This window comes from Rheinheimera oceanensis, from assembly GCF_018831085.1.
Classification (GTDB): domain Bacteria; phylum Pseudomonadota; class Gammaproteobacteria; order Enterobacterales; family Alteromonadaceae; genus Alishewanella; species Alishewanella oceanensis.
On sequence record NZ_JAGPNM010000005.1, the window covers coordinates 104,828 to 118,113 of the forward strand.

General features: G+C 47.3%; 12 protein-coding genes. All 12 read left to right on the forward strand.

Features of this window, described 5'->3' with window-relative positions; all coding sequences use genetic code 11:
- The first annotated feature begins 161 nt into the window (after positions 1-161).
- The 12 genes from J3B89_RS12355 (at position 162) to J3B89_RS12410 (ending at position 13,283) form a co-directional block, all read left to right on the forward strand.
- Complete coding sequence (locus J3B89_RS12355) at positions 162-989, forward strand: flagellin N-terminal helical domain-containing protein (protein ID WP_215397875.1); 828 nt, start codon at positions 162-164, stop codon at positions 987-989.
- 196 nt (positions 990-1,185) lie between these two features.
- Complete coding sequence (locus J3B89_RS12360; RefSeq protein ID WP_215397876.1) at positions 1,186-2,010, forward strand: flagellin N-terminal helical domain-containing protein; 825 nt, start codon at positions 1,186-1,188, stop codon at positions 2,008-2,010.
- A gap of 148 nt (positions 2,011-2,158) precedes the next feature.
- The gene (locus J3B89_RS12365) at positions 2,159-2,986 is read left to right on the forward strand and encodes a flagellin N-terminal helical domain-containing protein (RefSeq protein WP_215397877.1); all 828 of its coding nucleotides are present in this window, start codon (positions 2,159-2,161) and stop codon (positions 2,984-2,986) included.
- Between the two features lie 221 nt (positions 2,987-3,207).
- The gene (locus J3B89_RS12370; RefSeq protein ID WP_215397878.1) at positions 3,208-4,032 is read left to right on the forward strand and encodes a flagellin N-terminal helical domain-containing protein; all 825 of its coding nucleotides are present in this window, start codon (positions 3,208-3,210) and stop codon (positions 4,030-4,032) included.
- A gap of 71 nt (positions 4,033-4,103) precedes the next feature.
- Positions 4,104-4,490, forward strand: a complete 387-nt coding sequence (locus J3B89_RS12375; RefSeq protein ID WP_215397879.1) for a flagellar protein FlaG — start codon at positions 4,104-4,106, stop codon at positions 4,488-4,490.
- 9 nt (positions 4,491-4,499) lie between these two features.
- Positions 4,500-5,963 carry a flagellar filament capping protein FliD gene (gene fliD / locus J3B89_RS12380; protein ID WP_215397880.1) on the forward strand — a complete coding sequence of 488 codons (1,464 nt, stop codon included), beginning with the start codon at positions 4,500-4,502 and terminating at the stop codon, positions 5,961-5,963.
- An 11-nt stretch (positions 5,964-5,974) separates the two neighbouring features.
- On the forward strand, positions 5,975-6,409 hold the full coding sequence (fliS, locus tag J3B89_RS12385) for a flagellar export chaperone FliS (protein ID WP_065954835.1): 435 nt from the start codon (positions 5,975-5,977) through the stop codon (positions 6,407-6,409).
- Positions 6,409-6,717: a hypothetical protein gene (locus J3B89_RS12390; RefSeq protein WP_215397881.1), complete on the forward strand. Its 309-nt coding sequence runs from the start codon at positions 6,409-6,411 to the stop codon at positions 6,715-6,717. Before fliS ends, J3B89_RS12390 begins: the two co-directional genes overlap by 1 nt.
- 21 nt (positions 6,718-6,738) lie before the next feature.
- Entirely contained in the window at positions 6,739-9,555 is a 2,817-nt protein-coding gene (locus J3B89_RS12395; protein ID WP_215397883.1) for a motility associated factor glycosyltransferase family protein, read from the forward strand.
- A gap of 156 nt (positions 9,556-9,711) precedes the next feature.
- Complete coding sequence (locus tag J3B89_RS12400; RefSeq protein WP_215397884.1) at positions 9,712-11,625, forward strand: hypothetical protein; 1,914 nt, start codon at positions 9,712-9,714, stop codon at positions 11,623-11,625.
- A gap of 17 nt (positions 11,626-11,642) precedes the next feature.
- Positions 11,643-12,500 (forward strand): class I SAM-dependent methyltransferase, encoded by an 858-nt coding sequence (locus tag J3B89_RS12405; protein ID WP_215397885.1) that lies wholly within the window; start codon positions 11,643-11,645, stop codon positions 12,498-12,500.
- An 18-nt stretch (positions 12,501-12,518) separates the two neighbouring features.
- Positions 12,519-13,283 (forward strand): phytanoyl-CoA dioxygenase family protein, encoded by a 765-nt coding sequence (locus tag J3B89_RS12410; RefSeq protein WP_215397886.1) that lies wholly within the window; start codon positions 12,519-12,521, stop codon positions 13,281-13,283.
- Positions 13,284-13,286: the final 3 nt, after the last annotated feature.

The following is a 13,286-nucleotide window of genomic DNA, read 5'->3' on the forward strand; positions in this document are numbered from 1 at the left end:
CCCAAGCCAGGCATTAAATGTCTGGCTTGTATGATATTTTTAGTATTAGCAAAAAAATCCTCAAGTTTTTATCCGTTGCTCCGATAAATAAGTATCAGACGAAATACAGCAAATTATAAAGCTGTTGTTTCAGATACGATTAAATCAGCAGGAGCAATGCTATGTCTTTATACGTTAATACCAATATTTCATCACTGAATGCACAGCGTCAGTTATTTAACTCTGGTAATGCCCTGGATACTGCATTTAAACGATTATCATCGGGCTTTCGTATTAACAGTGCCGCTGACGATGCCGCAGGTTTGCAGATTTCTAACCGCTTAACCAGCCAGATTAACGGCCTGGACCAGGCTGCACGTAATGCCAACGATGGTATCTCACTGGCGCAGGTAGCAGAAGGCGCGATGGAAGAGATCACCAACTCCTTACAGCGTATCCGTACTCTGGCTATTCAGTCACAAAACGGCATCAACAGTTCAGCCGATCGTGCTGCACTGCAAAAAGAAGTGACGGCGTTAAAAGCCGAAATGAGCCGGGTGGCTTCAACCACTCAGTTTGGCACACAGAATCTGCTGGCTGGTGGCTTCTCAGCTACTTTCCTGGTAGGCGCCAATGCCGGGCAGAATATCGACATTAAACTGTCACGTACCGGTGGCTACGGTACCAATGCATTGGGTTTAAGTGCACTGAGTGTCTCCTCAGTAGGTGGTGCATCAGCTGCTTTGGCACTGATTGATACCGCAATCGGTGTAATTGACGGCACCCGTGCCGATTTGGGTGCGATTCAAAACCGGTTTCAGGCGACTATCCGTAACTTAACCAATATTTCCGAGAACGTGTCCGGTGCGCGCAGCCGTATTCGCGATACCGACTTTGCCAAAGAAACCGCAGAGTTAACCCGCACGCAGATATTGCAACAAACCAGTACCACAGTGTTGGCGCAGGCGAATCAGCGGCCACAGGCAGCATTAAGTTTACTGCAAGGTTAATAAAGCAGAGTTTGAAAAAGCCACCTTATGGTGGCTTTTCTTGTTTTCAATCATTTTTTGTCATTAAGAATTTATTTGTATAAATTATCTAAAGTTTTCTGTTTATTTTCCGATACATAAATAGCACGAAGATATAGCAAAAATCATCATTGAGATGGCTGCTGTTAGTGTTTAATCAGGTATCAGGAGAGTTAACATGGCTTTATATGTAAATACCAATACTTCATCATTAAATGCCCAGCGCCAGCTGTTTAATTCCGGCAACTCGCTGGATACGGCATTTAAACGTTTATCATCCGGTTTTCGTATTAACAGCGCTGCTGATGATGCCGCCGGCTTACAAATTTCTAACCGCTTAACCAGCCAGATTAACGGTCTGGATCAGGCTGCACGTAATGCCAACGATGGTATCTCACTGGCGCAGGTAGCAGAAGGCGCGATGGAAGAGATCACCAACTCCTTGCAGCGTATCCGTACTCTGGCTATTCAGTCACAAAACGGCATCAACAGTTCAACCGATCGTGCTGCACTGCAAAAAGAAGTGACGGCGTTAAAAGCCGAAATGAGCCGGGTGGCTTCAACTACTCAGTTTGGCGTAACAAATCTGTTAGCCGGCGGCTTCTCTGCGTCATTTTTGGTGGGCGCTAATGCCGGGCAGAATATCGACATTAAACTGTCACGTACCGGTGGCTACGGTACCAATGCATTGGGTTTAAGTGCGCTGAGTGTCTCCTCAGTAGGTGGTGCATCAGCTGCCTTGGCACTGATTGATACCGCAATCGGTATAATTGACGGCACCCGTGCCGATTTGGGTGCGATTCAAAACCGGTTTCAGGCGACTATCCGTAACTTAACCAATATTTCCGAGAACGTGTCCGGTGCGCGCAGCCGTATTCGCGATACCGACTTTGCCAAAGAAACCGCAGAGCTAACCCGTACGCAAATTCTGCAGCAAACCAGTACTACTGTACTGGCACAGGCGAATCAGCGGCCGCAGGCAGCACTGAGCTTATTACAGTAAATCCCACGTTAAAAGATAAGCCGCCTTTTTGGCGGCTTATCTTTTTGAAAAGAAAGAAAATAGTCAAGAGTTTCACCAGTGTGCCGATATATAACTAACAGTAAGTAAGCACCGCAATAATGGTGTTAAACGTGGAAGGAATTGCTGCATGCCTTTAGTTGTTAATACTAATCAATCGTCGTTAACCTCGCAGCGGTTACTGGGAAATGCGACTGTCGGTCTGAGCACCAGCTTTGAACGCCTGTCATCAGGGTTTCGGATTAACCGAGCTGCAGATGACGCTGCAGGTTTAGTTATTTCTAATGTGTTAACCGGTCAGGTTAATGGCCTGGATCAGGCGGTGCGTAATGCCAATGATGCGGTGTCACTGGTGCAGGTTACTGAAGGTGCCATGGACGAAATTGCCACCAGCCTGCAACGTATGCGTGTACTGACCATTCAATCTGAAAATGGCATTCATACCGCCGCCGATATTGCGGCGATTCAGCAGGAATATAATCAGTTGGCTGCTTCCATTCAAAATATTGCAGATAACACCGAATTTGGCGGCATTAAGTTGCTTGATGGTAGTACACCTGCAGTGGTGTTTCAGATTGGTGCCAACGCTGGGCAGAAGATTGAAATTGATTTATCTGCCGGTTATGGCAGTGGTGCGGCCGGGTTAAATGTTGCAGCAGTGCAACTGGGTGTCGATGATGTTGCTGACTCTCTATTAGCGTTGGACCAGGCTATTTTAGCTATTGATGTGGGGCGTACAGAACTTGGTGCCTGGCAGAATGCACTGGGTTCTACTATTCGTAACCTGACTAATGTTAGTGAAAATGTGTCATCATCACGGGGCCGCATACGGGATACAGATTATGCCAGAGAAACAACAGAGCTGACCCGGACACAGATTATTCAGCAAAGTAGCACCACAGTGCTGGCGCAAGCCAACCAGAGGCCACAAGCTGCCTTAAGTGTATTAACTGCCTAAGATAAAAACCACCATTCAGGTGGTTTTTATCTTTATGATATATATAGACTTTTTTTGAATATATACAAATATATGAAAAAAGTGATTTTTTTTCTAAAGTATATGAAGTCGCGGCCGAAATACTGGTTAAGCCAAGTTGCAGCTTGGCTCAGTTAACGGGATAACCGTATTTTAAACATCAGTTGAACGTAGCAAAGCTACCGCCAACTAAGGAGTGACTCATGGCTTTATACGTAAATACCAACACCTCGTCGCTGAATGCTCAGCGTCAGCTGTTTAACTCGGGCAATAATCTGGATACCGCTTTTAAGCGTTTATCTTCAGGTTTTCGTATTAACAGCGCAGCTGACGATGCTGCTGGTTTACAAATTTCAAACCGCTTGACCAGCCAGGTAAATGGTCTTGATCAAGCTGCACGTAATGCCAATGATGGTATTTCAGTAGCTCAGGTGGCTGAAGGTGCAATGGAAGAGATCACTAACTCTTTACAGCGTATCCGTACTCTGGCAATTCAATCACAAAATGGTATCAACAGCTCAACTGACCGCGCTGCACTGCAAAAAGAGGTAACAGCATTAAAAGCGGAAATGAGCCGGGTTGCTTCTGTAACGCAGTTTGGTACGCAAAACCTGTTGAACGGTACTTACTCTGCGTCTTTCCTGGTAGGTGCTAATGCTGGTCAGAACATTGAGATCAGATTATCCCGTACCGGTGGTTATGGCACTAATGCACTGGGCTTAAGTGCTCTGAGTGTATCTTCTGTTGGTGGCGCTTCAGCGGCTCTGGCACTGATCGATACCGCTATTGGTGTAATTGACGGTACCCGTGCTGATCTGGGTGCGATCCAAAACCGCTTCCAGTCAACTATCCGTAACTTAACCAATATTTCAGAGAACGTATCAGGCGCCCGCAGCCGGATCCGTGATACTGATTTCGCCCGTGAAACTGCAGAGCTGACGCGTCAGCAGATCCTGCAACAAACCAGTACTACGGTATTGGCGCAGGCAAATCAGCGGCCACAGGCAGCTTTATCTTTATTGGGTTAAACTAATACACGTAGTGGTGAGAATTTACGATAAAGTTCTCACCCTGCGTGCCGATAAGGAGGCTGAAGAAGATGAGCAGCATTAGTGTAAGTAATGTGTCAGTAGCTGGCTATGCACCCGCTGCCGATAAATCAGCGCGGCCTGCACAGGCTGAGCCTGAGCTGGTGAAACCAGTAGAGCCAGCAGAGGCGGTTAAGCCCATTGCTGAGATTAGTAATACTGAATTACAACAGGCAGTTGATGTGGTGAATCAGGCTGTAGCACTGGAGCAGCGGTCGTTAAGTTTCTCAATAGATGAAGTATCAGGTCGTTCTGTTATTAAAGTGATAGACTATGAAACAGACGAACTGATAAAACAGATCCCCTCAGAAGAGCTGTTAAAGGTTGCACAGGATATTAAGCGGTTGCAGGAAGAAATGGGGCAGTCTATTGGCCTGTTAATTGATAACAAAGTTTAGAGGTTTATTATGTCGGGTATTAATTTCTTAGGTTCGGCCTCAGGTTTACCGCTCGAAGAACTTGTCAGTACGCTGGTAAAGGTAGAGCGTGACAGTAAGCTTAACCGGATTAATACGACTAAAAAGACACTGGATGCCTCGCTGTCTGGTGTAGGGCAGCTTAAATCTGCGCTATCAGCGTTTCAGGATGCGATAAAAAAGCTTGGCGGTAACAATTTAAACGCCCGCGTTGCCACGGTAACGCAACCCACTGAGAATAAAACCTATCTTGAAGCGTCGGCATCTAACTCTGCTGTGGCCGGCAGTTTTGATATAAAGGTAAACCAGCTGGCAACAGGTAGCCGGCTTGAAAGCGCTAATTTGGCTTATAGCTCTGCGAATGATGTTATCTCAACCTCCGACGGCACTTTAACATTCACTGCTGGCAGCAAAAGTTTTGAAGTTGCAGTAACTGCAGGTATGACCCTTAATGAATTGCGCCAACAAATTAATGCCCAAAGTGATAACTTCGGCATTAACGCCAATATTATTAATGCCGGTGGCACAGTGGGCACTAAGCTGGTGTTAACCTCCAATGAAACCGGTGCCGGTAATGACTTAGTGATTACCAATAACAATGCTGAGCTGGATGCCATCTCAACGGTGCCTACCGGTGCTACAGCGGGCCTGACAGCAAGCCAGGTAGCGCAGGATGCCATCATAGAAATTGACGGCATTATTGCTACTAACAGCAGTAATACCTTTACCAACGTTATTCAGGATGTCAGCTTGACGGTAAAAGCCGTTACGCCGGATGGCAATAATGCCACTGTCGATATCGCCACTGATCGAGAAGCGGCTGAAGAGAATATTCAGAATTTTATTAATAATTACAATGTGCTGGTTGACCAAATCGCTGATCTAACCAAAATGCGCACCTTAGGCTCTGACGGTAAAACCGTAACGGCAGAGGGTGGGGCGCTGGCGGCCGACTCGTTACCGCGCTCTATTATGAATCAGCTCAAAGGCATGCTGGGTGGCGTGGTAGGTGAGTCTGGCTCTGAACTGGCTACCCTCTATTCTATGGGTATAACCTTTGATAAAGACGGCAAGCTGGAGATTGCGGCAACATCCGCCTTTGGTGCCGATTCCGGCCGAGTCCGGTTTGACAGAGCTTTAGCTGAGAATTATGACGGTGTTGCAGCTATTTTTGGCGGCGACACTGGCCTGAGCGCTAAATTGGACCAATTTGTGTCTCAATTTACCGAAGCCGGCGGTATTATTGCCGGCAAAGAGAGTTCACTGAAAATACAATTAGATAAAAACACTAAAGATTTGGAAGCTGCTAACCGATATATAGAAAGCTTCGAGCAAACGCTGCGTAAAAGGTACACCGCCCTGGATTCGTTATTGGGCTCGATGCAGAACATGGCATCAACAGTAACTTCGCAACTGGCAAGTTTGCCTGGATTTGGAACCAATAAATCGAATTAGTGGAGCATCTTATGAGTTACGGAATTAAAGCCTATAAAGCAGTGGGAATTAAAGATGATCTGGCGGTAGCCGATCCACATCGTGTTATTCAACTGCTAATGCAAGGTGCGCTGGAAAATATGGCCAAAGCGAAAGGCTGTATTGATCGCAAAGACTTCGCCGGTAAGTCAGAAGCCATTTCTAAAGCTATCAATATTATTTCTGCCTTGCAGGGGTGTTTGGATATGAGCGCCGGTGAAATCTCAGACAACCTGTTTTCCCTGTACGACTTTATGCTCAATCACCTTATTCAGGCCAGCCGGGATAAAAGCATCAGCAAGCTGGATGAAGTCATGGAAATTTTACTAACCATTAAAAGTGCCTGGGATCAAATTCCGGTAAGTGATCGTGAGAAGGGTTACCAGTTGCAGGCGCAGAAAAATCAGCAGTTAGCTGTTGGTGCCTGATGCCGGCAACCCAAACCGTTAAACAACAGTGCGCAGCCCTGCGCGCCGACATCGATAGCCTGATACAGCAACCCGACTACGATGTAGCCAGGGTTGCTGATTTAGTTGAGCAATTAAATCAACACTTATGCCAAAGTGTTCCCCCGCAGGACAATATTGAGTCTTTTGCCTTGTTTCTGCAGCAAAACCTTGACTGGCTACAGGCAACAATGGCAAAACTGTCAGCAGATAAAAATGCTGTAGCTGGCAATATGTTAGAAATAAAAAAGGGCCAACGCGCCCGGCATAGCTACGGCCAACATAACTAACAATTAATATCAGGCACTTGCATGCTGAAGTACATTAATTACCAGCTGGACTCCGATGATGCTGCTCAGGCGGCATCTGAACAAAAAGTCGCTGCCGGCATCAGACAGCGTTTTAACAACAATCTTCAGGCGCTATCTCAGTATATTCCCTCCCTGGTGCCGATAATTCAGCAACACAGTATGCAGCAGTATTCGGTATTTTGTACCCGTGCTGCAGAGCTGAATATTGTCGATTTTGCTACCGGCCGTGTCTGGTACAGCGAGACGCCCGCTGCCGAAGTCTCGCACGAAGTCGACAGCTTTTGCCGCAACGCGCCTTATGTTGAATTTGATACTGCAGCCTTACCAACGCAGGCAGATCAACCATGGCCGGTAGAGGCTTTACCGCAACAGCCTGATGTGGTGGTTATGCTGGGCTTGGGGCTGGGTTATCAGATAAATGCTTTGTTGCAAAAAGCCAGGGTTAAGTACCTTATTGTGTACGAGCCCAATGTAGATACGTTGATTTGCTCAGTGCAGGCTAATGATTGGCAGCAGTTATTTGCTGCGGCAGAAGCGGCAGGTACGCAGATTTTTCTGCAATTGGAAAATGACGGCAGCTCAGTGGCAGAAGACCTGGCAGAACTGCGCAGCGTAGCAGGTTTTAGCCGTGTTTATGTATACCGGCATTACTGCCATCCGGTGATGGATAAAGTAGCCGAATATTTATTTGCTCACAGCGGCCAGCCGGAGCAGTTGCTGGGTAGTACGGCACAGTTTTTGGCCTACGAAGATTTTAATGATTATGTCGCTGAGCGCAGCGTTAACGTGTTGGGTAACCAACAGCCGCATGCCGCGGCGCCGGCTGATGAGTTATACCGGCGTAATATGGCGGCACTGCAAAAGTTTTACCCCAAAGTACATGCTGAAATTGACAAGCACCAAAGCCGGCATTGGCAAGCGGTAACCGATGACAATGGCAAAAGCAATTTATATCATCCGCAGCGCAAAGCGTTTTTTTATCAGGATCTTGATGCAGAGTCTGCCCGTTTGCTGGAGCATTTTACCCGGCAGCCGTATAAAGATGATGTGTTGTTAGGCCAGACCTCTGTTGATAAATTCAGCCACTACATTCATTACTCGCATATTGCGCAAACCCAGCCGCTGATTAATAAACAACTGCAGCAAAAAATTCAGCTGCCGCAGGAAGTCGATTCACTGATTATCTTCGGTGTGGGTTTGGGTAAACATATTCAGTTACTGACCGAACAGTATCAGATCAGCAACCTGTACATTTGTGAGCCTAATTTAGATTTTTTTGCTGCCAGCCTTAAGGTGACTGATTGGGCCGCTATATTTGACCGCGCCGAGCAAAATGGCCTGCGGATATACCTGAACCTGGGCGGCGATGGCTCAACCTATTTTTATGATCTGATGGCACAATTTTACCAGGTCGGTGCTTATTCCATCGCCAATACCTATATGTTTTGCTCTTACTTCAACCAGAAAATGCATAAGGCGATTGCCGATTTACGCGCCGAATTAAAGGTCGTGCTGGCGCTGGGCGAATACTATGATCATTGCCGTTACGGTATTGCGCATACCTACAACAGTGTGGCAAAGCAGCATAAGTTTTTACAGTACGACAACAGCAGTTACCGTAATTTGCCGGCACTGAACCTGCCGGTATTTGTGGTGGGTAATGGGCCGTCGTTAGACAACAGCTTTAGCTATTTGCAGGAACATCGCGACAAAGTGGTGTTAATCAGTTGCGGTACCGCTTTATATTCATTGTATAAAAAAGGCATTAAGCCGGACTTTCATGCAGAGGTGGAGCAAAACCGCTCTACTTTCTGCTGGATAGGGCAAGTGAAAGATGCGGATTATTTAAAGGATATCCGGCTGATCAGTGTTAACGGTATTCATCCTGATACGGCAGATCTGTTTAAAGAAACCTTGCTGTGTTTTAAAGACGGCGAGTCATCGACGAATTTCTTTGATGTCCGGCTGAAAAAGCAGGGCGTGCAGGTAGCGTCGCTGAGTTATGCCTATCCTACGGTAACCAATCTGGTGCTTAATTACGCGCTAAGGCTGGGCTTTAAAGTATTTTATCTGTTTGGTGTCGACCTGGGTTACGCCGATGTACGCCAGCATCATTCTCAGGCATCGGCCTATTACCGCAACGACGGCTCAGAAGTGTATGACTACCAGAAAGCTCATGGTGGCGGCATGCCGGCAAAGGGTAACTTTTTGCCTTATGTGTTTACCAAACCTGAATTTGATATGTCGCGCAAACTGCTGGAACAGGCTATCAGTAAAGCCGGACGCAAAGTCGAGATCTACAACTGCAGTAACGGCGTGAAGATTGATGGTGCCGTGCCGCTGCAGCCGGATAACATTTTATTCAGTGACTTACCCAAGCACAAAGACCAGGTGCTGCAACAGCTGATCGATACGGCGTACTACGCCGATTTATCACCCTATGCCAAGCCGATATTTGCCCAAATCGACTTTGCTGCTTTTCGCCGTACTATTGCTGCCTGGCTGGCACTGTTTGACGAAGAGATCACCACACAAGAACAGGCCAAAGCCTTTATTGCCGGACAATGGCGCTTGTTGCAAACTGCTGCGCGCGACCCGTCAGACCCAACCTTTTATTTGTTTTACGGCAGCACCAATTACTTTGGCGGCCTGATGACAAAAATCGCTTCCTGCATCAGCGATGATACGCCGGAGATCTTGCCGGTGTTTAACCAGGTTATGCAGGTATGGCGTGATTATGTGCAAAACGCCGGCGAGCAGTTTGCACAGCAACCGTTAAAGTTTGACGATGTGGATGTACAGCATTTATTTAAATAGCTGCGGGTGCTATTTTTTTGACGCCGGCAACATCACGCCGGCCTGATAATAATGTGGACTCCGGTTTGCTAAGTGTCTACAGCCAGTGCTAATTGTGGCTCTATCTTTGCATAGCTACAGGATATTTTAGCCGGTTGATTAAACGGGATCCGACAGATGGTCGCAGCAAATGTAACGCATGGTATTTTTTTTATCGACATTCAACAGCAAGAGTTACCCTGCGTTGAAACAGAAATCGTTTTCCCCGCCCGGACAGTAATATGGCTGCAGTTGCAGCTTGATAACTACATTGAACCTGTACTTAGCGCGTTACGCCAGCATTATCAGAGTTTTACCAGCTTAAGTATTGCCACCAACAGCATGCTGGTTAAAACGCAATTGGAGCAATTCTTTCCTGAGTTATGCCGCAGGGTACAATACAGCGAACAGAACCCGCAGCAGTTAACTGTGACTGATGCCGCGCAGCTGGCGGCCTGTGGCACAGCGTTGCCGGCTTTTGCCATTGCACTGCAGGAGCCGCTGCTTAGCCCGGCATTAGCGCGGTTCAAAGACTACTTTATGCTTGATGCCCGTATTACTGATATTGCCGATATTGATACCATCAGCAGCTTAACCGATGAACTGATACAGCAGCTGTCGGTACAGCAGTGTGCGTTTTCGGCTTTTGTACAGATAAGGTTGTTAAGTTACTACTCAGAGCAGCTAAATCATTACGGCAATGCTTATTTTAAAAGCCTGGCATTGGGCCTTGGCGACCAACATTGTGATCTTCAGGCGCTGTGGGCGCTGGTGTCTGACCGGCGATTCTCAGTCACAGAGCAGTTCTTTATCTACAACCAGATAGCGTCGCTGGATTTTAACGGTAAAACCAAAGACAAATCTGATTTTGCCATGCGCCTGGCGGGCTATCAGAGCATAGTACGTGCGATGTGCCATGCTATTAATTTGCAACAACCTTTTATCGATATAACCCGGCGCGATACTAAGTTGGTATTTGTATTTCTGGCGCAGTTTCTCGGCATCAGGCATGCGCCCAGTAAAATTGCGCTGGATATCATAAAAGATTTATCTGCACAGGGTATGCAGGCGGTGATGATTGATAGTTGTGAACTGATGCCCAGGCAAGGGTCTGTGCCGTGGTTTGGTGCGGCTTATGCGAACAGAGCGAACTTTAATACCGATCTTATTGAATACGAAGGCGTTAGTTTCAACTATGTGCAGTTGTCAGACAATATGCCCAATGCGAATGAAATGCTCAGTGTGCTGAATTTAGTCAACTCTTACCGGCCTTATTTCTGTGTCACGGTAGGCGAAAGTATCCTTGCCGATATGTGTAGTCAATTGGTACCCAATGTTGTCGTGCCTACAGTTGCCAGATTACCGCATACTTTAAGCCAGTTTCGCCTGGCCGATCCCAGTATATCCCGCGATGGCGTAACAATTACTGACACTGATTTTCTGCACGGGATCCTCGATTACAGGATGGTGCCGAAAATCAGCCGCTCAGATGCGGCTAAGCCATCGTTGAGTGATGGTCCTTTTAATATTGCCATTATCGGCAACCGGTTGGATATTGAACTCAAAGATGATTTTTTCCGCTTCCTCGCTACCTTGCTGCCGTTTAATGTACGTTTTATCTTTATTGGTGAGTTTGCTAACTACCCGGATTGGTGTCAGAAGTATGCTTTTTTGTTGCAACATGCCGAGTCTAAAGGGTTTCAAAGTGAACTGACTACCGTTCTGGCCGACTGCCATGCCTTTTTGAACTATCCCCGGGTCGGTGGCGGACATTCGGCATTGTATGCCATGCGGGCCGGTTTGCCGGTGCTAACGTTAAAGCATTGTGATGTATATTCGGTGGCAGGTAGCGGTTTTGACTCCTATGCCGATATTAAACAGGAGATACTGCAGCTGATAGCCTCAGAAGACTATCTGCAGCAGCAATCACTACAAGCATTACAAAAAGCCGCCGCTATTGTCGAGCAACGGTCCGACATTACTGAGTTGATCACTATGCTGTCTTCAAGCCCGCTGTTTAACCGGCCCGGTTTTGTACACACCGATTTATGATAAAGAAGGGGTAAGCTGTGACTAAAGTAAACTTAACTGAGCAGATGGCACAGGTGCTGGAGTCGAATCGCTATGTGCACGCTTTTTTGGTTGAAAAAGACGAGTACAACAAAAGCCCGCATTTCCGGCCGGAAAATAAGCGTAAAGTACGCAATATCATTCAGGGTATTTGTAACAGCTTGCCGCAGCGTCAGCGCATGATTGATTTTGGTTGTGGCACCGGTTTTGTTATCGGACTAAGCCACGACTTGTTTACTGAAGTGGTTGGGGTAGATATTACGCAGCAGATGATGGCACAGGTAGATCTGACACCCGGCAACATTAGCTTGTGCGAAGCTTTAGCCGAGTCAACGCCTTTCCCGGATAATCACTTTGATTTTGCCACCGCTTACTCCTTTATGGACCACCTGTTTGACTACAAAACGTTTTTACAGGAAGCCTTTCGGGTGTTGAAACCCGGCGGCGTGTTCTACACCGATCTTAATCCAAACCGTGAGTTTATTCTGGCGATGGAAAAAACTGCCAGCCTGGCGCAGCAACAGCTGTTCTCCGGCCAAATTCAGCGCGAGATTAAAGGCGCCCTGCATAATGGCGAGCATTATCACAGCCAGTTTGGCATGGATGCGGCTAAGCTGGAGCAGGCAGAGCCCGGTAAAACGGTGAGCAAAGGCTTTTTAGCCAGTGAAGTGATGCAGGTGGCAACAGACATTGGTTTTAGCTCATGCAAAGTAGAATTTGAGTGGTTTGTTAACCAGGGCGAGTGGGTTAATCAGAAACCGGACGGACAGGCGCAACTGATTGAAGAATATTTGCTGTCGATGCGCCCGCTGTCTGATCAGCTGTATAAGTATCTTCGTTTTGTGATGACGAAATAACGCCGGTAGGTAACGCAGATGGATTTAAGCTTGCTACAGCAGCAATTTGACCAGCAAGGTGTGGTCGTTATTCCACAAGTGCTGGACAAAACCTGGCTCGGTGCCCTGCAACAAGAGCTGGAAGCTGCTATTGCTGAAGATGCGCAGCAAAGGCCGGATGTGTTTGACGCCGGTATGGTACATAACTGCATGACCCGCGGCAAACAGATGTGTGCTGTGTTGGATCATCCGCTGCTGAATCACTACATTAAGGCGCTGTTTACACCGCATTGTATTATTTACGCTTACCAGTCATCCAGCCTGGTGCCCGGTCAGGGCAATTACGGCAGCCGGGTGCATGTCGACTGCCCGCGTTGGATAGACAACTACACTACCAATGTTGGTGTTATTTTACCGCTGAACGACTTTACCCTGCAAAACGGCGCCACCTGGTATTTGCCGGGCTCACACCGGTTGGCAGAGCTGCCCTCTGAGGCATTATTTTATCAGCAGGCAAAACGGTTGCTGTGTCAGGCCGGCGATATGGTTATTTTTAATGCCAGGCTGGTGCATGCTGCCGGCGTAAATCAGGATAATTACACGCGGCATGCATTGACCATTAATTTATGCCGGCCTTATATGCGCCAGCGCTTTGACTTCCCCAGGCTGTTAACCCGGCAGCAAATTGACAGCCTGGGTGAAGATGGTCGCCGCCTTGTTGGTATGAATGTTCGTATGCCGATTAGCCTGGATGAGTTTTATTTGCCGCCGGAGCAGCGGCTGTATAAACCCGGGCAGGAATAGCCG

Excerpts from the sequence above, each read along its gene's own strand:
- fliD (WP_215397880.1), top strand. The coding sequence starts at position 4,500 with ATGTCGGGTATTAATTTCTTAGGTTCGGCCTCAGGTTTACCGCTCGAA.
- J3B89_RS12410 (WP_215397886.1), top strand. The coding sequence starts at position 12,519 with ATGGATTTAAGCTTGCTACAGCAGCAATTTGACCAGCAAGGTGTGGTC.
- J3B89_RS12365 (WP_215397877.1), top strand. The coding sequence starts at position 2,159 with ATGCCTTTAGTTGTTAATACTAATCAATCGTCGTTAACCTCGCAGCGG.
- J3B89_RS12360 (WP_215397876.1), top strand. The coding sequence starts at position 1,186 with ATGGCTTTATATGTAAATACCAATACTTCATCATTAAATGCCCAGCGC.
- J3B89_RS12390 (WP_215397881.1), top strand. The coding sequence starts at position 6,409 with ATGCCGGCAACCCAAACCGTTAAACAACAGTGCGCAGCCCTGCGCGCC.
- J3B89_RS12400 (WP_215397884.1), top strand. The coding sequence starts at position 9,712 with ATGGTCGCAGCAAATGTAACGCATGGTATTTTTTTTATCGACATTCAA.
- J3B89_RS12395 (WP_215397883.1), top strand. The coding sequence starts at position 6,739 with ATGCTGAAGTACATTAATTACCAGCTGGACTCCGATGATGCTGCTCAG.
- J3B89_RS12355 (WP_215397875.1), top strand. The coding sequence starts at position 162 with ATGTCTTTATACGTTAATACCAATATTTCATCACTGAATGCACAGCGT.
- J3B89_RS12375 (WP_215397879.1), top strand. The coding sequence starts at position 4,104 with ATGAGCAGCATTAGTGTAAGTAATGTGTCAGTAGCTGGCTATGCACCC.
- fliS (WP_065954835.1), top strand. The coding sequence starts at position 5,975 with ATGAGTTACGGAATTAAAGCCTATAAAGCAGTGGGAATTAAAGATGAT.
- J3B89_RS12370 (WP_215397878.1), top strand. The coding sequence starts at position 3,208 with ATGGCTTTATACGTAAATACCAACACCTCGTCGCTGAATGCTCAGCGT.